Origin of the sequence: Paractinoplanes deccanensis, assembly GCF_016862115.1 — a bacterium.
GTDB classification, from domain to species: Bacteria; Actinomycetota; Actinomycetes; order Mycobacteriales; family Micromonosporaceae; genus Actinoplanes; species Actinoplanes deccanensis.
Genome location: NZ_BOMI01000003.1, coordinates 19,778 through 40,095 on the forward strand (window position 1 = coordinate 19,778; position 20,318 = coordinate 40,095).

Consider the following 20,318-nt stretch of genomic DNA (forward strand, 5'->3'; position numbering starts at 1 on the left):
AGTCCGTCACTCGCGCGTCTGCAAGCTCTTCGCCTTTACCTCCCGGCCGGCGGCTAAACCCCGGCGCTCGGCGATCACCTGACGGAGCGGGCGGACCACGATGCCTTCCTCGGCCATCCTGATCCGGGCCAGCCTGCGCGTGCGCAGAATGCCGACGAGACCGATGGCCATGAATACGTATTGCACCGCCATGGCGACCTTGAAGTCCGCGATGTCGTAGGTCGCGGAGCCGCCCGTGCGAGCGTCCAGGATGAGCCCGATCAGCTCGATGGAGAGCAGAGAGGCGACGAAGCCTCCCACGTTGACCACACCGGTGGCCGTGCCCAGCCGGTGCGGCGGGTTGAACGTCCGGGCGTAGTCGAACCCGATCATCGAGCCCGGCCCGCCGATGCCGAGCGCCAGCACGAGCAGCACCAGCACGGGCATCGGCGCGTGACCCGGCCAGGCCAGCACCAGTCCCCAGCCGGCCGCGTTCGCGAAGACGATGCCGAGGACCAGGTAGGACCGGCGCAGCGGGTAGCGCTGCACCAGCACGCCCAGCAGCGGCCCGGCCGCCATGCCGACCAGCACGAAGAGGGTGAGCAGCGTGCTCGCCGTCTCGCGGGCCAGCCCCTGCCCGGCGATGAGGAACGGGAAGCCCCACATGAGCGCGAACACCGTACCGGTGAACTGGGTCGTGAAGTGGGTCCAGAGCCCGAGCCGGGTGCCGGGATGCCGCCACGCGCCGGCCAGGTCGACGCGCAGCTGGCGCAGGGTGAGCGCCTCGCCACTGTTGATCTTGCGCTCGGGGGTGTCGTGCAGCGCCGCGAAGGCGACCACCGCCACGAAGACCCCGAGGCCCGCCGCCGACAGGAACGCGGTGGTCCAGCCCGGCCCGGCCAGCAGCGCGGCCAGCGGCACGGCCGAGAGCACCTGCCCCGCCTGCCCCACGATGCCGGTGAGCTGGGTGACCACCGGCACCCGCCGGGCCGGGAACCACTGCGGCACCAGGCGCAGCACGCTGATGAAGGTCATCGCGTCGCCCGCGCCGACCAGCACCCGCGCCGCGATCGCCCCGCCGACGCTGTCGGTGGTCGCCATCAGGGCCTGCCCGGCGGCCATCAGCACGCCGCCGCTGACGATCAGCCGCAGCGAGCCGAACCGGTCGAGCAGCAGCCCGACGGGCACCTGGAGTCCCGCGTACACGAGAAGCTGGAGCACGGCGAACGACGCGAGCGCGCCGGCGCCGATGTGGAAGCGGTCCTGCGCGTCCAGCCCGGCCACGCCGAGGGACGTACGGTTGAGAACCGCCAGGACGTACGCGGCGAGGCCGACGGCCCACACCGCCCAGGCCCGGGCTCCGGGACGCAGGGGCATGGTCCGCCTTTCACTCGCTGCCTGACACGTACGCGTTCAAGACAACTCCTGATCCGCGCACCCGACAACGTGTGAACGGTCACTGCCTGACCTGCGCGTACGCGTTACGGCGGTCACAGACGTGATCTCCGGGGCCCGTCCCGCGTCAGGTCAGATATGCGTATCAGTGACGCTCTTCGCGACTTGGTCTTCGCGCCCGGGGACGACCCGACCACCTTCGACCGATACTTCTCACCCACCTACACGCACCGGCTGGACGGCGCGCCCATGGACCGGCAAGCCTTCGAGGCCATGCTCGCCGGACTCCGCCGGCGCGTCGAGAGCGGCACCGTCACCGTGCTCGACGAGCTGACCGAGGGCAGCCGCTACGCCGAGCGGCACGTCTACGAGGCCACGCTGACCGACGGCACGAAGGTCAAGGCCGAGAGCTACGTCTTCGGGACGCTCGCCGCCGACGGCCGCTTCGATCAGCTCTCCGAGACCGGGGTTCCCCTGGCCTGACTGCGGGAAGAGGCCGACGATGGTGTCCCGGTGGCGCACGTGGGTCTGCCAAGTTCCGGGCAGGTCATTGGACGCCGCGCACGCGGTGGCCGACGGCGACGGACTCGCCGGAGATGGCGGCCGCGGGCGCCGAGCAGAGGAAGGCGACCAGCGCGGCCACCTGCTCGGGCGTCGACTCGCCGGGGGTCGCGGGTGGGACGGCGGGTGACGGGGTGCCGGTGACCACGACGCCGGGGTTGACGACGTTGACGGTGACGCCGGACCCGGCGTACGCGTCGGCCAGGACCTTGGCGGCGGTGATGACGGCCTGGTTGCGGGGCCGAGGAGGCCGCTGCCGCCGACGACGAGGGCGGTGCGGCCGGCGATTCCGAGGTTCATGCGGTGCTCCTTCGGCAACGGGCCCGGAAGAGCCCGGGCGCCATGTCGGACATGGTGTCCGGTTCATGCTTGCCATTGCCACGTGTCGTCCGACACGCACCATTCCGCCATGCCGGGGCCATTGCCGAGCCGAGCAATAGAGATGGCTATGTGCGACGGGTCACACCGATGAGCCGGCCGCCTTTCCTTCCGTCGAAGGGCTGATCCGGCAACGCCGACGCCGGGAGCGGGAAGGGCACCCATCTTCATGAAACTCGTCTATCGCATCCTGGCGTGGGCCGTCGCCGTCGAGGTGGCCGTGCAGGCGGCCGCCATCGTCGGCGCGCTTTTCGGGCTCACCACATGGGTCACCGAGGACGGCGGTGTCCTCGACAAGGCCGAGCGCGAGAGCCACAGCACGCCGTACCCGGAGGCGATCGGCTTCCCCATCCACGCCCTCAACGGCGAGATCCTCATCCCCCTGATCGCGCTGGCGCTGCTGATCGTGTCGTTCTTCGCCCGGATCCCCGGCGGCCTCAAGTGGGCCGCCGTCGTGTTCGGGCTCGTCATCCTCCAGGTCCTGCTCGGCGTCTACGGCCACCACGTGCCGGGAGTCGCCGCCCTGCACGGGCCCAACGCGCTGCTGCTGTTCGTCACGGCGATCGCCACCGCCCGCCGGGCCCGGGCCTCCTCCGCCGCCGAACCCGCGCATGCCTGACAACCGCCGGAGGCTCGTCGTGGCCTGCCTCGGCGCCGCCGCGATCCTCGGCCCGCTCGGCTGGCACGCGTACGCCAGCCGGCTGCCGTCCGCCTACGCGGTCACGGACATGGGGTACGAGGACCACGGCGGCCACGACATGGCGATGCCGACCGCAGGCACGCGCAGCGTCACCACGCTGATCGCCGACCCGGACCGGCCCGCCGACGTGCGGGTGACCCTCACCGCGCGCAAGGAGAAGGACCGTTACACCCTCAACGGGCAGACCCCCGGCCCGGCGATCCACGCCACGGTGGGCCAGCTCGTGCAGGTGCGGCTGGTCAACGAGAACGTGCCCGACGGCATCACCCTGCACTGGCACGGCGTGGACGTGCCCAACGCCGAGGACGGCGTCGCCGGGGTGACTCAGGACGCGGTCGGCGCCGGCCGCGAGCACACGTACCGGTTCGTGGCCGATCAGGCCGGAACGTTCTGGTACCACTCCCACCAGATCTCGGCCGAGCAGGTTCGTCAGGGCCTGCTCGGCGCCCTGGTGGTCGCTACCGCCGCGCCCGTCGCCGGGGTCACCGACGTCGTGGCGCTGACGCACAACTACGACGGCACCGCCACGGTCAACGGCCGGCCCGGCGAGACCCACGTCGACGCGCCGCCCGCCCGGCGGTTCCGCCTGCGGGTCGTCAACACCGACAACGGCGAGGTCTCCGTACGGGTGGCAGGCGCGCCTTTCCGCCTCATCGCGATCGACGGCACCGACGTGTCCGGGCCCGCCCTCGTCGCGAACGTGTCGGTGCCGGTCACCGCCGGCGGCCGCGCCGACCTCGACGTCACCACCCCGGCCGACGGGTCGGCCGTCCGGGTCAGCCTGAGCGGCGCGGCCTCCCTGGTCCTCGGCCCCGCCGGCGCGCCCGCACCACCGCCAGCCCGCCCCGCCACGAGGCTGGACCCTCTCACGTACGGCTCGAACCGGCCGCTCGGCTTCGACCCGGCGCGGCCGGACCGGCAGTTCCGCTACGACATCGGCCGCCGTCCCGGCTTCCTCGACGGCCGGCCCGGCCTGTTCTGGACCGTCAACGGCCACCTCTACCCCGACGTCCCGATGTTCATGGTCACCGAGGGCGACGTCGTCCGGATGCGCATCGCCAACCACAGCGGCGAGTCGCACCCGATGCACCTGCACGGCCATCACGCGGTGGTGCTCAGCCGCAACGGGGTGCCCGCCACCGGCAGCCCGTGGTGGGTGGACTCGCTCGAGGTGGCGGACGGTGACACGTACGACATCGCGTTCGTCGCCGACAACCCCGGCCTCTGGATGGACCACTGCCACAACCTGCCGCACGCGGCGGAGGGCCTGGTCGCCCATCTGATGTACGAGGGTGTCACCACGCCGTTCAGCGTGGGCGGCACGGCCGGCAACGAGCCGGAGTGACGCTCCGCCGCCCCGCCGCTCCCTAGTGGACGAGCGCGACGACCGCCTCCGGCTGCTCGACGGGCAGGCGGTGCGGCTGGACGACGAGGAAGCAGACCAGGGTGGCGGCGAGCATGCCGCCGAAGACCACGACGGCCATCGCGACCGCGCCGACACCGAGGATGCCGACCAGGGGTGCGGCGAGGGCGCCGACGCCGAACTGCACCGCGCCGAGCAGCGCGGCGGCCGTGCCGGCTGCCTCGCCGTGTCGGGACAGGGCCAGGGCGGGGGCGTTCGGCATGGCCAGCCCGACCATGGCGAGAACCAGCCAGAGCGGGATCAGGATGCCGGCCAGGCCCCCGATCTCGGTCACCGCCAGGACGAGCAGCACGAGGCCGAAGCCGAGGCCGGCCAGCAGGGAGCCGCCCAGGATCTGCTGGGGCGTCCAGCGGCGCAGCAGCCGCACGTTGAACTGGGTGGCGCCGATCAGCCCGACGGCGCCGCCCGCGAAGACGTACGCGAACTGTTGCTCGCTGAGGCCGAAGCCGTCCTGGAGAACGTAGGACGAGCCGCTCACGTACGCGAACAGGGCCGCCATGGCGAGACCGGCGACCAGGATGAGGCCGACGTAGACCCGGTCGGTGAACAGCCGGCCGTAGTCGCGGACGGTGCCGGCGATCCCGCCGTTGCGGCGGCGTCCGGCGGGCAGGGTCTCGGGCAGCACGATCGCGGTGGCCGCCATGATCGCGGCGGCGGCGAGGGTGAGCACGACGAAGACGCCGCGCCACGAGGTGAACTGGAGGGTCTGCCCGCCGATGGTCGGTGCGAGGATCGGCGCGACGCCGACCACGAGCATCAGCCTGGAGAACAGCCTCGCCGCGGCGAACCCGCTGAACAGGTCACGCACGATCGCCATCGCGACCACCGAGGCCGCGGCGGCGCCGAGGCCCTGCAGGACGCGCAGCGAGCCGAGGATGGCCAGGTTCGGCGCGATCACGCACAGCAGCGACGCGACCAGGTGGACGCCGACGCCGGCGAGCAGCGGCACCCGCCGCCCCACCGCGTCGGACAGCGGGCCGACCAGCAGCTGCCCGAAGGCGAGCCCGACCAGCGTGCCGGTGAGCGTGAGCTGGACGGCGGCCGCGGTGGCACCGAAGTCGTCGGTGATGGTTGGCAGCGCAGGCAGGTACATGTCGATGGTGAGCGGACCGAGCGCGGTCAGGAATCCGAGCACGAGAACAATCCGGAAGCGCCGCCCCGAGGGAAGCAGCTCTCCGGGCGACAGGTCGTCTTCGGGCGGGGTTACGGTGCGAGTTTCGGCCACAACTGCGACAAGCCGTCGAGCGTCCAGGATCTTCCGCCGTTGGCCACCTTCGTTAGAACCGTCACAAAGCCGGGATAACGCCTCCTAGCAGCTGATATTCCGCTTGCGCTCGCACCGTGAGCCGCCCTCGCCGGAAGGGCTCGGGCCGGCCACCGGTGCGACGCGCGTCGCTTTTCCGTGACGTGATCTGGGTGCTCGGGTACAGCGCCTGCCATGCGCGATCTCTCCCGCCGGTGGGCGTGGCTCGGCGTCCTGGTCATCGGTCTTGCTCTCTACGTCGTTGTGCTGCGGACCCTGGTCCACACGCAGAACCCCAACTTCGTGCCCGCCCTGATCCTGCTGGGCGCGACCGTCGTACCCCTGTCCTTCCTCACCTTCGCCCAGGCCCGCACGGGCCGCTGGCAGGTGCCGACCTCGGCGCTGGTGGTCTCGGCCTTCTTCGGCGGGGTCATCGGCATCGTGGTGGCCGGGACCCTCGAATACAACACGCTGCGCGGTCTCGGCGTCCTGCCGCTGGTGCTGGTGGCGGTCATCGAGGAGTCGGCGAAGCTCATCGTCCCGGTGATCCTGCTCTTCACCATCCTGGCCCGGCACAGCCGCCGCCTCCCCTCGGACGGCCTGATCATCGGTGTGGCCTCCGGCATGGGCTTCGCGGCGCTCGAGACCATGGGGTACGCGTTCACCGCGCTGCTCTCCTCGGGCGGCAACATCGGCAGCGTCGAGGAGACCCTGTTCATCCGCGGCCTCACCTCACCGGCCGGCCACACCGCCTGGACCGGCCTCACCGCCGGCGCGCTGTGGGCCCTGGTGGCCACCCCGAACGTCAAGCACCTGCTGGAGTTCGTCGGCACGTTCATCGGCGCGGTCGTCCTGCACACCTGCTGGGACTCGTTCCCCGGCACGCTGTCGTACGTGATCCTCGCCGTGATCAGCCTCGGCTGGCTGTTCACCGCGCTGTGGCGCTACCGGGTCTTCGCCGAGCACCGCGCCGCGCCGCTGCTCTCCTCGCCCGTGGCGGTATGACGTCCTTCTCCGCGGCCGGTCCCCCGGGATCGGCCGCCCGGCATTAATCTCGCCGGATGCGCAGCCCCACCCAGCCCGTCCTGGCCGAGCCCGACATCGCGTCCATCGTCCGCGAGGCCCTCGGCGCGTCGCTCGACACCGCGTCCGAGCTCGGCGGTGGCGGTTTCGCCGCGGTCTGGCTCGCTTCGCTCACCGACGGCCGCCGGGTCGTGGTCAAGGTGGCGCCGCCCGCGTCAGCTCGCCTTCTGTCGTACGAGCGTGAGCTGATCCCCGCCGAGGCCGTGTACTTCGGCGCCGTCGCGGGCCTGGCACCCGTACCGGAAGTCCTCGCGGTCTCGCCCGGCTGGATCGTCACCACCCACCTGCCCGGCCGCCCGCTCACCGAGGCCGACGCCCCACGCGCCCGCCACCAGCTCGGCGCGGCCGTCCGCCGCATCCACACCCTCACCGGCGACCACTTCGGCTACACCGGCGACCGCCCCGCCGGCCCCGACTGGCCCACCGCCTTCACCGCGATCATGCAGTCGCTCCGCTCCGACGCGGCCTCCTGGGGCGTCCCCCTGCCACCCGCCCTGGACGGCGCCGTCGAACGCCACACCGCCGCGCTGGCCGCGGTCACCACGCCCGCCCTGCTCCACTTCGACCTGTGGGACGGCAACGTCCTCGCGTCCCCGGCCGGGGAGTTGACCGGCCTCGTCGACGGCGAGCGCTACCTCTACGGCGACCCGCTGCTCGACCTGGTCTCCCCCGCCCTCTTCCGGCGCATCGAGGAGGAGCCCGATCACCCGTTCCTGGCCGGCTACGACCCGGGCCCCCTCGACCGCGCGGCCCTGATCCGGCTCGCCCTCTACCGCATCCACCTCTACACGCTGATGCTCACCGAGGGCCCGAGCCGCGGCATAGCGGCCACCGACGGCCGCCAGACCCACGTGACGGCCCTGCTCGACGCGGAGCTGGAGCACCTCGATGCCCTCTGACATCAGCGCCGCCACGGCGGCCACGCTGGCCCCGCTCTTCGACGAATACCGGGCCCACTACGGCGAGACCCCGTTCCCGGCCCGCACCACGGCCTGGCTGGAGACCCACCTGGCCGCCGGCCGCCTCACCGCCTACACGGCGGGCACCGAAGGCTTCATCACGGTCACCGTGCAACCGGCGTCGCTGCGCCTGTCCACGGCGTGGGTGATCCGGGACCTGTACGTACGCCCCGGCCACCGGCGCCGGGGCACCGCCCGGTCCCTGCTCACCCACGTCATCACGGAGGCCCGCGCGGCCGGCGCCCTCCGCGTCTCCTTGCAGACCGAGACGGACAACGCGGGGGCGCTGGCTCTTTACGAATCGCTCGGCTTCTACCGAGTCACCGGCCTCGAGTTGCTCAATCTGTCCCTCTGATGGCCACCGTGCCACCAGCCCACTCCCGCTACACGGCTTGAAGCAGTGGTAGGGAGTCATGCCACCCCTCGTTCGAGTGATCCCGGCGCATCGTCCCAACGGCTCATGGTGGGTGTGATCCGGGCCGTCCACAATGGCGGCCATGCTTCTGCTGCGTCCCGTTCGCGCCGCGATCGTCGCGGTTGCCGGGATGGTGGTGACGCTGGCGCAGCTCAACCTGCCGAGCAAGGAGTTCTGGGCCGGTCAGGAGGTGCTCCAGTGGATCAGCGTCGCGGTGGTGGCCGCCTTCCTGTTCTACGACGCCCTCTGGTCGGTCAACCTGGCGTTCCGGGATCGCCGGATCCGGGAGTACGACGCGGACCTGCGCGCGGCGATGAGCGCGGCCGTCGCTCTGGTCGTCGACACGCTGGGCGTCCGCTGGGACGAGGTGTCGGTGCAGTACTACCGCTATCGCCGCTTCTGGTTCCGCCCCAACCGGCTGGTCCGGGTGTCGGGTGTGCGGGCCGGCGCGATCTTCGCGGAGAGCGAGGAGTCGTTCCGGCCCGGTGTCGGCCTGGTCGGCGCGGCGTTCCAGCAGAGGATCCTGCTCGGTGCTCAGTGGGGTGACTTCGTGCAGTCCGCGACCAGGCTGGGCCCGGTCGCCTGGGAGCAGCGCGACCCGATCCAGCGGTATGGTCTGAGCTGGGGCCAGTTGCGCCGCTCCGCCGGGCCGGACGGCATTGTGGCCAGCCCGACGTTCGCGCCGAACGGCCGGGCGGACGGCTGTCTCGTAATCAGCGGCCCGATGAAGGCGGCCGATCTCGTCACCGAGCCGATCGGGCAGATCATCGATAGCCTGGCAACCTCGGTGGACCGGATCGGGCCGCCACCCCCGGGATGGTGGAGCGCCCATGAGCGATGAGAAAGAGCCGATCGCCTTCCGCCGCCACGTCGACTACTCCGGCCAGGTCTCGCCGGCCTTCACCGAGCTGCTGGCGAAGTACGGCGCGTCACCGCGGCTGAGCCGGGCGGCCCAGCAGGCTGCCGGCGATCCGGGTCGCCGGGTGATCGACCCGGCGGAGGCACCGCCCGGCGCGCGTCCGAGCGGCCCGGCGTGGACCGGCATCGGGCCGCTGCTGGTGCGGGCGGCCGGCGCCGATCCCGACCTGCTGCGCCGGCTGCCGCGACTGCGCCCGCAGTTCGAGGCGCTCGGCGCCTCTGTGCTGGGCACGGCCTTGATCGCCGCGCTGTCGGCGGTGTTCGCGATCGACACGGTCATCGGCTCGGTCGCGCTCGCGTTGCCCGCCGGCCTGCTGTGGGGGGTCATGATCTTCCTGCTGGACCGGACGCTGATCACCTCGGCGCCCGCTGGCGGTTCGGTTCGGCGGCGGCTCCTCGCCTTCGTCCCGCGGATTCTTTTCAGCACCCTGCTCGGCGTCGTCATAGCCGTGCCGCTGATTCTGCGCATCTTCCAGCCCGAGATCCAGGCGAACCTTCCGCCAGGCGCGCCGGCGGGCTTGCTCGATCAGCTGGAGGCGCTCAATCGTCTCGCCGAGCAGAATCCGTCGATCCGTACCGCCCACCTGGCACTGCTGCTGTTGCTCGTCGCCCTGGAACTGCTGCCGAGTCTGACGGCGCTTTTGATCCGCCTTCAGCCGACCGACGTCTACGGGTCGGTCGTCGAGGTCCAGGAGCACTACGCCGTGACGGATCAAAAGGTCGATTCGCTCCGCAGGAGCGCCCCGGTCGTGGAGCCGGCGACGACCCCGGCCGACGTCCAGGAGCAGATCGAGACGCTCAACGAGAAGCTGGAGGAACTGAGAGCGTCTCTGGAGCAGGAGCGTGAACGCGACCTGGCCGACGTGATCGACCTGGCCGAGCGCCGAAGGCGGCGCGCCTCCTGACTGCCAAGGTCAGGCGGTGCGCACCGCCAGCGCCAGGAAGTGGTCGTCCGGGTCCTCGTAGCGGGTCAAGTTCCAGCCTGTCTTGGTGAGCAACCCGCTCAGCACGTCCTCGTTCAGGGGCTCGTCCGGGCCCAGCGTGCGGCCGTGGCGGGTGGCCAGGGCGCGCCGCCCGCTCGGGTGGAACAGGAGCAGGCGGCCGTCGGGGCGGGTCACGCGGGCCAGCTCGGCCAGGCCGGCGGCCGGGTCGGGGAGGTGGTGGACCAGGCCGGCGGCGAAGACCACGGCGGCCTGGGCGGACGGCAGCGGCAGGTGGAGGGCGTCGGCGACGAGCAGGTCGGCGCCGGAGCGGGTGCGGGCCTGGGCGAGCATCTCGGGGGTGCAGTCGACGCCGATGACGCGGCCGGTGGGGCCGACCGCGGTGGCGAGGGCGGGCAGGGCCCGGCCGGTGCCGCAGCCGACGTCGAGGGCCAGGTCGCCGGGGGCGGGGGCGGCGACGTCGACGGCCGCCGCGTACGCGGGGAGGTCGTCGCCGAAACGCTGGTCCCAGCCGGCGGCCTTGGGGGCGAAGAAGGCCCGGCTCTCCGACAGGTACCACTGGGAGGGGTCGGCGAGGCGCGGGTGGACGTGGCGGATGACCGGCCACTCGGGGTTCTGGTGGTCGATCACCACCTGGGCCCGGCGCTCGCCCTCACCGGCGGGGCCGCCGCGGCTGCCGGAGCGCAGGTAGACGATGACGCGGTCGGCGGCGGGCTCCAGCACGTTGAGCGCCGAGTCGAGCACGCCGCCGGAGGGGCCGGTGAGGCCGAGCACGGCGTCGACGTTCCAGGCTCGGGCCGAGGGCGGGAACGCGGCGGCCAGGCGCGCGGCGAAGGTGGCCGCGGCGCCGTGGTCGCCCCCGTCGACGATCACGGTGAGGGGGGCTCGGGGTGCGAGGACCTCCGCCAGGAAGGTGGTGACCTCGGCAATCCTTTCAGGCACGCCCCCCAGCATGCATGTGGATCTGTGACGGCGGCAACATCCGTACCGGAGGAGATCGGACAGTGTGAGCCTCGCACCTGCGAGCCCGAGGGGCTGGAAAAGCTTGCATCTGCGGCTCTAGAGTGACGGGCGTGATGACCTACCGGATCGGGGAGGCCGCCGAGCTGCTGGGGGTCAGCGCCGACACCGTGCGGCGCTGGATCGACGCGGGGCGGCTGCCGGCCGGCCGCGACGACCACGGGCATCGCTCGATCGGGGGCGCCGACCTGGCCGCCTTCGCGCGGCAGCTCGCCGACGAGCCCGACCCGGGCACGGCCCGCTCGTCGGCGCGCAACCGGCTGCGCGGCATCGTCACCGCGATCGCCCGCGACACCGTGATGGCCCAGGTGGACATCCAGGCCGGCCCGTTCCGCGTGGTGTCGCTGATGAGCCGCGAGGCGGTCGACGAGCTGGGGCTCGAAGTGGGTTCGACGGCGGTGGCCGTGATCAAGTCGACGACCGTGGTCGTGGAGCGAGGAGACGACAGGTGAGACGCATCCTGGCCGGGCTGGCCGCGGTGACCGTGCTGGCGACGGCGGCCTGCGGGGACAAGGCGGACGACGCGGGCGCGGCGTCCCAGGCGGGCGGCACGCTCACCGTCCTGGCGGCGGCCTCGCTCACCGAGTCGTTCGACAAGATCGGTGCCGACTTCGAGAGGGCCCACCCCACCATCAAGGTCACTTTCTCGTACGGGGGCAGCTCCGCCCTCGCGCAGCAGATCACCTCCGGCGCGCCGGCCGACGTCTTCGCGAGCGCGGCCCCGAAGAACATGCAGACCGTTGTCGACGCCGGTGAGGCCGAGGGCACCCCGGCCGTCTTCGTGCGCAACCAACTGGTCATCGCCGTCGCCAAGGGCAACCCCCGGGGCGTCACCGGGCTCGCCGACCTCACCGAGCCGGGGCTCAAGGTGGCCCTCTGCGCCGAGCAGGTGCCCTGCGGCGCGGCCGCCAAGACGGCGCTCGCCGCGGGCAACGTCCCGCTCACCCCGGTCACGCTGGAGCAGGACGTCAAGGCGGCCCTCGCCAAGGTGAAGCTCGGCGAGGTCGACGCGGCGCTGGTCTACCGCACCGACGCCAAGGCGGCCGCGGCCGACGTGGACGGCGTCGAGTTCCCGGAGTCGGCGAAGGCGGTCAACGACTATCCGATCGTGGCGCTCAGGAACGCCCCGAACCCGCCGGCCGCGGCGGCCTTCGTCGCCTTCGTGCGCAGCGAGCCCGAGATCAAGGTGCTCACCGACGCAGGGTTCCAGAAGCCCTGAGCCGGCTCAAGGTCCCCCTCGTCCTCGCCCTGCCGGCCGCGGCGGGCCTCGCGTTCCTGACGCTGCCGCTCGCCGGGCTGCTGATCCGGGCGCCCTGGTCGACGCTGCCCGAGCGGCTCACCGAGCCGGGCATCCTGGCGGCGCTGCGGCTGTCGCTGGTGACCGCGACGATCGCGACGGCGGTGTGCCTGGTCCTCGGCGTGCCGCTGGCCTGGGTCCTGGCGCGGGCCGACTTCCCGGGCCGGCGGCTGGTGCGGGCGCTGGTCACCGTGCCGCTGGTGCTGCCGCCGGTCGTGGGCGGGGTCGCGCTGCTGCTGGTCTTCGGCCGGCGCGGCCTGCTCGGCGGGTGGCTCGACGCGACGTTCGGGGTGAGCCTGCCGTTCACGACGGCGGGCGTGGTGCTCGCCGAGGCGTTCGTGGCCATGCCGTTCCTGGTGATCAGCGTGGAGGGCGCACTGCGCGGGGCCGACGCCCGCTACGAGGAGGCGGCCGCCACGCTCGGCGCGTCTAAGTGGACGGCGTTCCGCCGGATCACCCTGCCCCTGATCGCCCCCGGCGTCTTGGCCGGCGGGGTGCTCTGCTGGGCCCGCGCGCTGGGCGAGTTCGGCGCGACCATCACCTTCGCGGGCAACTTCCCCGGCCGTACGCAGACCATGCCCCTCGCCGTCTATCTGGCCCTGGAGCAGGACGCCGACGCGGCGATCGTGCTGAGCCTGATCCTGCTCGTCGTCAGCGTCACGATCCTCGCCGCCCTGCGCGACAAGTGGGTGACCGCGTGACCCTGCGAGCGCGCCTCACCGTCAAGCGGGACCCCTTCGTCCTCGACATCGAGCTGTCCGCCGCCGCCGGCGAGGTCGTCGCGCTGCTCGGCCCGAACGGCGCGGGCAAGACCACGGCGCTGCGGGCCCTCGCGGGCCTGACCGGCCTGCACGAGGGCGAGATCGTGCTGGACGGGATCCGGGTCGATCGGGAACCGCCGGAGCGGCGGCGCATCGGCGTCGTCTTCCAGGACTATCTGCTCTTCCCGCACCTGAGCGCGCTCGACAACGTCGCCTTCGGGCCGCGGTGCCGCCACGTGCCGCGGCGGGAGGCGCGCGAGCAGGCGGCGCGGTGGCTGTCCCGCGTCGGGCTGGCCGAGCACGCACGCAAGAAGCCCCGTCAGTTGTCCGGCGGCCAGGCCCAGCGGGTGGCCCTGGCCCGGGCGCTCGCCGCCGAGCCGAAACTGCTGCTGCTGGACGAGCCGCTGGCCGCGCTGGACGCCCGCACCCGGCTGGACACCCGGGCCCAGCTGCGCCACCACCTCGCCGGCTTCGGCGGGGCCACGGTGCTGGTCACGCACGACCCGCTGGACGCGCTGATGCTCGCCGACCGGCTGGTGATCGTCGAGGAGGGCCGCATCGTGCAGACCGGCGACGCGGCGACGATCACCGCGCAGCCGCGTACCGACTATGTGGCCCGGCTCGTCGGCCTCAACCTCTACCGCGGGCGCGCCGAAGGCGGCACGGTCTTCCTGCCGGACGGGTTCCCGCTGGTGACGGCCTCCGCGGAGCACGGCGAGGTGTTCGTGGCCTTCCCGCCGTCGGCGGTGGCGCTCTACGCGAGCCGGCCGGACGGCAGCCCGCGCAACACGTGGCAGGCGACGGTGAGCTCCGTGGCGCGGCACGGCGACGCGCTGCGGATCGAGTTGGCCGGCGAGATCCCCGTCGCCGCGGATGTGACGCCCGCTTCCGCCGTACACCTGGATCTGGCTCCTGGCCGCCAGGTCTGGGCGAGCGTCAAGGCCACCGAGGTGCGGGCGTATCGGGCCTGACGCATAGTGGGCGGATGAGTTCCTGGGTCGATCACGCGATCTGGTGGCACGTCTACCCGCTCGGCTTCGGGCGCCTCGACAAGCTGCGCCACTGGCTCGACTACGCCGTCGAGATGGGCGTCAACGGCCTGCAACTGGGCCCGATCTTCGCCTCGGAGACGCACGGCTACGACACGATCGACCATTTCCGCATCGATCCGCGGCTCGGCGACGAGGCGAGCTTCGACGCGCTGATCGCCGACTGCCGGGCACGCGGCCTGCGGGTGCTGCTCGACGGCGTCTTCAACCACGTCGGCCGCGGCTTCCCCGTGCCCGATCCGAGCTGGCTGCGCGGCACGGTCTTCGAGGGGCACTCCGGGCTCGTCGAGCTCGACCACGATTCCCCGGACGTGCGGGACTACGTGGTACGCGTGATGAAGCACTGGCTGGCCCGCGGCGCCGACGGGTGGCGGCTCGACGCGGCGTACGCCGTACCGCCGCAGTTCTGGCGTGCCGTCACCGAGCGGGTCCGCGGCGAGCACCCCGGGGCCTGGTTCGCCGGCGAGGTCATCCACGGCGACTACGTGACCTACCTGCGCGAGAGCGGCTTGGACTCGATCACCCAGTACGAGCTGTGGAAGGCCATCTGGAGCAGCCTCAACGACGGCAACTTCTACGAGCTGGCGTGGGCGCTCGACCGGCACGACAAGGTGCTCGAGGCGGGCGCGCCGCTGACCTTCGTCGGCAACCACGACGTCACCCGCATCGCCAGCAAGCTCACCGACGAACGGCACGTCGGCCACGCCCTCGCGGTGCTCTTCACCGTCGGCGGGGTGCCCAGCGTCTACTACGGCGACGAACAGGGCTACCGCGGCGTCAAGGAGGACCGCGCCGGCGGCGACGACGAGGTCCGGCCGCCCTATCCGGACCTGCCGAGCGACCTGGCCCCGTACGGCTGGCCCACCTATCGCCTGCACGAACGGCTCATCGGCATCCGGCGCCGGCACGCGTGGCTCGCCCACGCGCGCACCACGGCCACCGAGCTGACCAACACGGCCGTCGCGCTGACCTCCACCTCCCCGGAGGGCGACCGCCGGCTCGTGACGCTGCTGAACGTGGGCGACGACCCGTACACCTTCAAGCTCGACCTGAACGGCCTGCGCGTGATCGAGGGAAGCGGCCCGGCGCCCACCGTGCCGGCGCACAGCTGGTTCATCCTCGCGGCTGAGGCGTGACTCACGGGGCGCCTGCGGGCGGGCCGCCCTAGGTTGGTGACATGAACGCCCTGGAGCTGGCCGACTATCGCGCCGCCGTCGCCCGGATGTACCTGGCCGACACCGACCTGAAGGAGTTCCGCGCCCAGCGCGACGAGCTCTTCGCGACCCACCCCCAGTCGGCCATCGCCCCGGCGGACCGCCCCGCCTTCACCGGCCTGCGCTACCTGCCGGCCAACGACGAAGCGATCGTCGAGGCCACCCTGCGCCCCGCCCCCGGCGAGATCGACATCGACACCGGCGGCGAGGACGGCGTGGTCCACTACACCCGGGCCGGCATCCTGGAGACCCCGCTGGGCGAGCTGTCGCTCTGGTGGATCGCCGCCTACGGAGGAGGGCTGTTCCTCCCGGTCCGCGACGGCCTGTGCGGCCACGGGGCCTACGGCGGCGGGCGCTACCTCACCGACACGGTGAAGGGCACGCACGGGCGGGGCCTCACGGTCCTTTCGGGCACGCGCGTCCGCCTCGACTTCAACTACCTGTACAACCCGTCGTGCGCTTACGACGACGCCTGGCAGTGCCCGCTGGCCCCGCCGGAAAACCGCATCTCGGCCACGATCGAGGCCGGCGAGCTGACGTATCACGCTTAGGGACCTCGCTCGCGGACGTGCGACTCCATCGTGTGACGCACAGCGATGGTTTCACCTGGATATTCGTAACTGTCACCGCGCTCTCGGCGCGCCTACTGACTCTGCGACCGTCGACGTGGATGGTGAATGTCCGTCACGCGTGGAACGCACGTTTGTTCCGGGCCCGCAGCCTAAGACAGAAAGAACGGTCGTTCTACCCGCCTCCCTCGGGAAGACGTCAGCCGCCGAAGCCGCCCGCGTCGGGCGTGCCGGGCGGCGGGATGTTCGCGTGACGGTCGGGACGCCAGCGCTTCGGGTTCTCCGTGCCGGACACGTGCCGCAGGCAGATCGCGCCCGGCAGCTCGTGGCACTGGCCCCGGCCGCCGCAGTCGGCCAGATAGCGTGTGCCGCCCTCGATGCCGAGCGTGCGGTCCACACGGAACAGCAGCGGCAGCACTTCCGGATGGCAGCCCTCGTCCTCCTGCGCGAGCCGGAACGTCGTGGCGAGCCGAGCTGCCCGGTTGCCCGTGGCGGAGGCCGTGCGGTGGATCAGCGGCTCGAGCGGGGCGTAGCCGCGGCCGTCGAGGATCATCGCTTTCCACAGGTCGCCGACGATCACGGACGGCATCCAGAGCTCGGCCTTCGGGTCGCGTGCGGCCAGCCGGAACCACTGCCGCGCCGCGTCTTCCACGAGGGTGACCGCGGCGGCGTCCAGGTCGGCGTGGGCAGCGGTGAAGCGGTGGCGGACACCGGCGGAGAACCGGTAGCCGTCCACCACGGCGAGCCGTTGCGCGGTCCGCGTCCACCGCATACCTCAGGCTGCGAGCATCGCCGCCGTGCGTCAAGGACCATAATCGGGTTGTTCGACGGGGGCGCGCGGGCGAGCATGGGCCGGTGCGAACGCCGCTGCAGGGTGGGCTGCCGCCCGTGGGGGCGGTGGACGGCGCGGTCGTGGAGATCGCCTGCGACGAGTCGGGGTTCTCCGGCACCAACCTGCTCGATCCGGCCATGCCGGTGATCACGCACGCCAGTGTCGATCTGAGCCCCGACGAGGCCGTCGCGCTGATTCGCGAGCTTCGCACGGTGGTGCCGGCCAACCTGCCGAGCGAGCTCAAGTCCGGCAAGGTGCTCCGCCGGCCGGGCGTGCTCGAGTGGTTTCTCGGCGCTCTGCAGGGCCGCTCGCACGTGCTCGTGGTGGACAAGGAGTTCTTCCTGGTCACCCGGGTTGTCGACCTGTTCCTCGGCGAGCCGTCCTACGCGGCGGGCACCCGCCTGGCCGGCGCGCACCCGCAGGCGGCTCTGGCACTCTACGAGGCCGGGCGATCGGCGGGCGGTGACTGGCATGTCTTCCTGAGAGCTTTCATCCATCTGGTACGGGCAAAGCGCCGCCGCCCGCCCCGCGAGTCCGTGGCCGAGTTCACCGCCGCGCGGGACGCACTGATCCACCGCGGCGCCGGCACTGTGCTCGACGGGGTGACGACGGAGCGCGTGTGGGACGTGGTCACCAGGCTCGACAACGACGACCGGTCCCTTCCCCCGCCGCTGGAACCGCTGCTGCCGGCCCTGGCGGAGACGGTGCTGCACTGGAGCGGCGAACAGGGACGCCGAGTGCTGGTGACCCACGACGAGCAGAGCGCCCTCACGGCCGACCGGCTGACCCGCCTCCAGCGAGCCCTGGCCCGCGACGGCCGTCCCTCGCCGCTGGCCGGGCTGGTGATGGCCGACTCGCGCGACGACCCGCGGGTCCAGATAGCCGACCTCCTCGCGGGCGCGGCCCGCCGCACGCCGCGCGGATGGCTCAGCGGTTAGGCAGAACGAACGTTCTGTCTTGCGACAGGCGACGCCCGACGCGCGACGCCCGACGCGCCCAGACGGCTCAGCGGTTAGGCAGAACGAACGTTCTGTCTTGCGACACCCGGCACCCGGCGCCCGGCGCGCGCGAGTTGGCGGTGGAGCCAACGGGTTGCAGTGGCGCGCCAGCACGCCGGGCAAGCATCAGGTCGTTGCGGGGCTCGAACCTCCCTCGGCGGCGGCGATGGCCGAGCCGGCCTGGTCGCCGGTGAGCTCGGCGCGGGCGAAGGCCGGGGCGGAGGGCAGCCGGAGCCGGAGGTTCCGGACGATGCCGACGGTCACCGTGCCCGCGGAGAAGGCGAAGTCGAGCACGTGGCCGCCGCGGCGCCGCTGGTCGTCGATGAAATGCAGGTGGTACCCGGGTACGGTGACCGTGCCCGCGTAGTCGGGCGAGCGGAAGCCGACGAGCGTTCCGGGCAGGTCCGTGAAGCTTCTCCGCTGCTCCCCCTGCGCCGCCTGCAACAGCGAAGGGTAGGGCTTCGCCTGTTTCCGGACGGTACGCGTCGTGACCGAGGCGGCGACGCCGTCGACCCGTACCGCGTAGAAGTAGTTGTCGCCCGGCAGGCGGCTCTCCAGGAGCCGGATCAGCGCGGCGCGGTCGGTGTGGCCGGCGGGCAGGTCGATCGTGATGTCGGCGTGGAGATCTGTGACGGCGGCGAACGGGGTCGTCCGGTCTCCCGCCGCGACGGTCACGGTGCCGTCGGGGTGCAGCTGGTAGCAGACCCCGTCCAGGACCACCATCTCCCCGTCGAGGGCGTCGAACGTGCCGAGCCCGAAGGTGCCGTGACGGAGGAGTTCCGCGATCGTCAGGTCGCCGTCGTCCAGCCCCGCGAGCAGCGCGCCCACTGTCGAGCTCTGGAAGATCTCTCTGCTCCGGTGGTCGTTCACGTCGTCGAGGAACGTCATTCGAACACCTCCGCGGGGAGCACCGAACCCAGTGCGGTGTTGTGGCTGTAGTCGACGGGAACGTCGATCAGCGACCGGCCACCGGCGGCGAGCGCCTCACGGACCGCGGCGATGAACTCGTCCTCGGAGGCCGGCCGATATCCGCGCGCGCCGAACGCGCCGGCCAGCGCCTCGGTGTCGTAGTCGCCGAGCTGAACGCCGGACTTGCGCCCGTACTTGAGGAGCTCCTGGAAGCCGACCATGTCGTAGGTGTTGTCGCGGAAGATGATGTGCACGAACTCCAGGCCGAGGCGATGCGCGGTCTCCAGTTCGGGAGCCGAGAAGAGGAAACCGCCGTCGCCGGAGATCGACACGGTCGGTGTCTCCGGGCGTACGAGGGCACTCGCCATGGCCCAGGGCAGGCCGACGCCGAGGGTCTGCTGACCGTTGCTGAACAGCAGCCGGCGCGGTTCGTGGACGCGCAGGTGCCTGGCCACGTAGATGTACACGGAGCCGATGTCGCAGGCGACGGTGGTGTCCTCCGGCAGCAGATCGCGCAGGAGCAGCACCAGCCGGGCCGGATCGAGGCCGGCCGGGCCGTGCTCGGCGTCGCGGGCGGCGTCGTCGATGGCGGCGAGTCCGCGCCGGGCCTCGGCAAGCTCATCGGCCCACGCGGCGTCCACCTTCACGTCCGGCAGCTGAGCGGTGAGCGCGGTGACGGTGGCGGCGACCGAGCCGCGAAGCTCGACCTCCGGGAGGTAGTGATTGTCGATGTTCGCCGCCACGGCGTCGATGTGCACGACGGTCCGCCGCGGGTCGGAGTTCCACAGCCGCGGGTCGTACTCGACCGCGTCGTACCCGATGGTGACCAGCAGGTCGGCGTGCGACACCAGGATGTCGCCGGGCTGGTTGCGGAACAGGCCGACCCGGCCGGCGTACCGGTCCTCGAGGTCGAGGGGCACGGTTCCCGCGGCCTGGAAGGTCTCGACGACCGGCAGGCGCGTCGTACGGATCAGCTCGCGGACCGCGTGCACGGATTCCGGGTCGGCGGCCCGCATGCCGACCATCAGCACCGGCCGGCGAGCGCCGCGAATGAGCTCCGCGGCCCGCGCGATCGCGAACCCGGGCGCCGGACCGGTCTCGGGAGCCCATGTCCGCCGGGTCAGTTGTGACGTGGTCAGGTCGGCCAGGACGTCGGCCGGCAGCACCACCGCCGCGGCGCCCTTCGGCTCGGTGGTCGCGGCGCGGAACGCGTTGGCCACCGCCTCGACCACGTTGTCCGGATCGGTGACCTCGGCCGTGTACTTGGTGACGGTGCGCAGCAGCGCGGCCGCGTCCATCGTCTGATGGGTCCGTTTGAGCCGGTCGGTGCGGGGCACCGCCCCGCACAGCGCCACCACCGGGTCCTGCTCGGTGTTCGCGGTCAGCAGTCCGGTGGCGAGATTGGCGGTGCCGGGCCCGGAGGTCACCGCCACCACCCCCGGGTTGCCGGTGAGCCGTCCGTGCGCACCGGCGATGAACGCGGCGTTCTGCTCGTGCCGGCACACGACCGTCACGATGCCGCTGTCGACGAGCGCGTCGTACAGCGCGTCGATCTTGGCGCCCGGAACCCCGAAGACGCGATCGACGCCCTGCGTCCGCAATGCCTCGACGAGGCGGTCGGCCGTGCGTACACCGTCAGCTTTTTCTGTCGGCATCCTGTTCCTCCCGTGGAGC

At 72.2% G+C, this 20,318-nt stretch carries 22 protein-coding genes; 15 read left to right on the top strand and 7 right to left on the bottom strand.

Going from position 1 to position 20,318, the window contains the following annotated elements; all coding sequences use genetic code 11:
• Positions 1-6 precede the first annotated feature (6 nt).
• Entirely contained in the window at positions 7-1,356 is a 1,350-nt protein-coding gene (locus Ade02nite_RS01120; protein ID WP_203759574.1) for an MFS transporter, read from the bottom strand.
• 156 nt (positions 1,357-1,512) lie between these two features.
• Here Ade02nite_RS01120 and Ade02nite_RS01125 point away from each other — a divergent pair, with 156 nt between their 5' ends.
• Positions 1,513-1,857 (top strand): hypothetical protein, encoded by a 345-nt coding sequence (locus tag Ade02nite_RS01125; protein WP_203759575.1) that lies wholly within the window; start codon positions 1,513-1,515, stop codon positions 1,855-1,857.
• A 64-nt stretch (positions 1,858-1,921) separates the two neighbouring features.
• Here the strand turns inward: Ade02nite_RS01125 and Ade02nite_RS01130 are convergent, their stop codons facing one another.
• Positions 1,922-2,338 carry an SDR family oxidoreductase gene (locus Ade02nite_RS01130; protein ID WP_307871186.1) on the bottom strand — a complete coding sequence of 139 codons (417 nt, stop codon included), beginning with the start codon at positions 2,336-2,338 and terminating at the stop codon, positions 1,922-1,924.
• Positions 2,339-2,482: 144 nt separating this feature from the next.
• Here Ade02nite_RS01130 and Ade02nite_RS01135 point away from each other — a divergent pair, with 144 nt between their 5' ends.
• Both Ade02nite_RS01135 and Ade02nite_RS01140 read left to right on the top strand, forming a co-directional pair.
• Positions 2,483-2,932, top strand: coding sequence for a DUF6220 domain-containing protein (locus tag Ade02nite_RS01135; protein ID WP_203759576.1), 450 nt, complete (start codon positions 2,483-2,485; stop codon positions 2,930-2,932).
• Positions 2,925-4,358: a multicopper oxidase family protein gene (locus Ade02nite_RS01140; protein ID WP_203759577.1), complete on the top strand. Its 1,434-nt coding sequence runs from the start codon at positions 2,925-2,927 to the stop codon at positions 4,356-4,358. The genes Ade02nite_RS01135 and Ade02nite_RS01140 overlap by 8 nt, the downstream gene beginning before the upstream one ends.
• A gap of 22 nt (positions 4,359-4,380) precedes the next feature.
• On the opposite strand, the gene Ade02nite_RS01145 is transcribed toward Ade02nite_RS01140, so the two are convergent.
• On the bottom strand, positions 4,381-5,661 hold the full coding sequence (locus Ade02nite_RS01145; RefSeq protein WP_203759578.1) for a multidrug effflux MFS transporter: 1,281 nt from the start codon (positions 5,659-5,661) through the stop codon (positions 4,381-4,383).
• Between the two features lie 213 nt (positions 5,662-5,874).
• Here Ade02nite_RS01145 and Ade02nite_RS01150 point away from each other — a divergent pair, with 213 nt between their 5' ends.
• The 5 genes from Ade02nite_RS01150 (at position 5,875) to Ade02nite_RS01170 (ending at position 9,959) form a co-directional block, all read left to right on the top strand.
• Complete coding sequence (locus tag Ade02nite_RS01150) at positions 5,875-6,684, top strand: PrsW family intramembrane metalloprotease (protein ID WP_203759579.1); 810 nt, start codon at positions 5,875-5,877, stop codon at positions 6,682-6,684.
• Between the two features lie 56 nt (positions 6,685-6,740).
• On the top strand, positions 6,741-7,661 hold the full coding sequence (locus Ade02nite_RS01155) for an aminoglycoside phosphotransferase family protein (protein ID WP_203759580.1): 921 nt from the start codon (positions 6,741-6,743) through the stop codon (positions 7,659-7,661).
• Positions 7,651-8,076: a GNAT family N-acetyltransferase gene (locus tag Ade02nite_RS01160; RefSeq protein ID WP_203759581.1), complete on the top strand. Its 426-nt coding sequence runs from the start codon at positions 7,651-7,653 to the stop codon at positions 8,074-8,076. The genes Ade02nite_RS01155 and Ade02nite_RS01160 overlap by 11 nt, the downstream gene beginning before the upstream one ends.
• 142 nt (positions 8,077-8,218) lie before the next feature.
• Positions 8,219-8,977: a hypothetical protein gene (locus tag Ade02nite_RS01165; RefSeq protein WP_203759582.1), complete on the top strand. Its 759-nt coding sequence runs from the start codon at positions 8,219-8,221 to the stop codon at positions 8,975-8,977.
• Complete coding sequence (locus Ade02nite_RS01170; protein WP_203759583.1) at positions 8,967-9,959, top strand: DUF4407 domain-containing protein; 993 nt, start codon at positions 8,967-8,969, stop codon at positions 9,957-9,959. Before Ade02nite_RS01165 ends, Ade02nite_RS01170 begins: the two co-directional genes overlap by 11 nt.
• Positions 9,960-9,968: 9 nt before the next feature.
• On the opposite strand, the gene Ade02nite_RS01175 is transcribed toward Ade02nite_RS01170, so the two are convergent.
• Positions 9,969-10,937, bottom strand: a complete 969-nt coding sequence (locus tag Ade02nite_RS01175) for a methyltransferase domain-containing protein (protein ID WP_203759584.1) — start codon at positions 10,935-10,937, stop codon at positions 9,969-9,971.
• 131 nt (positions 10,938-11,068) lie between these two features.
• Between Ade02nite_RS01175 and Ade02nite_RS01180 the strand changes: the two genes are divergently transcribed.
• From Ade02nite_RS01180 to Ade02nite_RS01205, 6 genes are read left to right on the top strand one after another with little or no spacing between them, the layout of a single operon-like run.
• Positions 11,069-11,467 carry a TOBE domain-containing protein gene (locus tag Ade02nite_RS01180; RefSeq protein WP_203759585.1) on the top strand — a complete coding sequence of 133 codons (399 nt, stop codon included), beginning with the start codon at positions 11,069-11,071 and terminating at the stop codon, positions 11,465-11,467.
• Complete coding sequence (gene modA, locus Ade02nite_RS01185; protein ID WP_379035092.1) at positions 11,464-12,234, top strand: molybdate ABC transporter substrate-binding protein; 771 nt, start codon at positions 11,464-11,466, stop codon at positions 12,232-12,234. The genes Ade02nite_RS01180 and modA overlap by 4 nt, the downstream gene beginning before the upstream one ends.
• Positions 12,231-13,013, top strand: a complete 783-nt coding sequence (locus Ade02nite_RS01190) for an ABC transporter permease (protein WP_203759679.1) — start codon at positions 12,231-12,233, stop codon at positions 13,011-13,013. Before modA ends, Ade02nite_RS01190 begins: the two co-directional genes overlap by 4 nt.
• Positions 13,010-14,044 carry an ABC transporter ATP-binding protein gene (locus Ade02nite_RS01195; protein ID WP_203759586.1) on the top strand — a complete coding sequence of 345 codons (1,035 nt, stop codon included), beginning with the start codon at positions 13,010-13,012 and terminating at the stop codon, positions 14,042-14,044. The genes Ade02nite_RS01190 and Ade02nite_RS01195 overlap by 4 nt, the downstream gene beginning before the upstream one ends.
• A gap of 14 nt (positions 14,045-14,058) precedes the next feature.
• Complete coding sequence (locus Ade02nite_RS01200) at positions 14,059-15,258, top strand: alpha-amylase family protein (protein ID WP_203759587.1); 1,200 nt, start codon at positions 14,059-14,061, stop codon at positions 15,256-15,258.
• 41 nt (positions 15,259-15,299) lie between these two features.
• Positions 15,300-15,887, top strand: a complete 588-nt coding sequence (locus tag Ade02nite_RS01205) for a DUF1684 domain-containing protein (protein ID WP_203759588.1) — start codon at positions 15,300-15,302, stop codon at positions 15,885-15,887.
• Positions 15,888-16,104: 217 nt separating this feature from the next.
• On the opposite strand, the gene Ade02nite_RS01210 is transcribed toward Ade02nite_RS01205, so the two are convergent.
• A complete protein-coding gene (locus tag Ade02nite_RS01210; RefSeq protein WP_203759589.1) occupies positions 16,105-16,677 on the bottom strand; it encodes a UCP032817 domain-containing protein in 573 nt (190 codons plus the stop codon).
• 83 nt (positions 16,678-16,760) lie between these two features.
• Here Ade02nite_RS01210 and Ade02nite_RS01215 point away from each other — a divergent pair, with 83 nt between their 5' ends.
• Complete coding sequence (locus Ade02nite_RS01215) at positions 16,761-17,675, top strand: hypothetical protein (RefSeq protein WP_203759590.1); 915 nt, start codon at positions 16,761-16,763, stop codon at positions 17,673-17,675.
• A 186-nt stretch (positions 17,676-17,861) separates the two neighbouring features.
• On the opposite strand, the gene budA is transcribed toward Ade02nite_RS01215, so the two are convergent.
• Together budA and alsS are read right to left on the bottom strand one after the other, a co-directional pair.
• Complete coding sequence (gene budA / locus Ade02nite_RS01220) at positions 17,862-18,623, bottom strand: acetolactate decarboxylase (protein ID WP_203759591.1); 762 nt, start codon at positions 18,621-18,623, stop codon at positions 17,862-17,864.
• Positions 18,620-20,299: an acetolactate synthase AlsS gene (gene alsS / locus Ade02nite_RS01225; protein WP_203759592.1), complete on the bottom strand. Its 1,680-nt coding sequence runs from the start codon at positions 20,297-20,299 to the stop codon at positions 18,620-18,622. Before alsS ends, budA begins: the two co-directional genes overlap by 4 nt.
• Between the last annotated feature and the right edge of the window lie 19 nt (positions 20,300-20,318).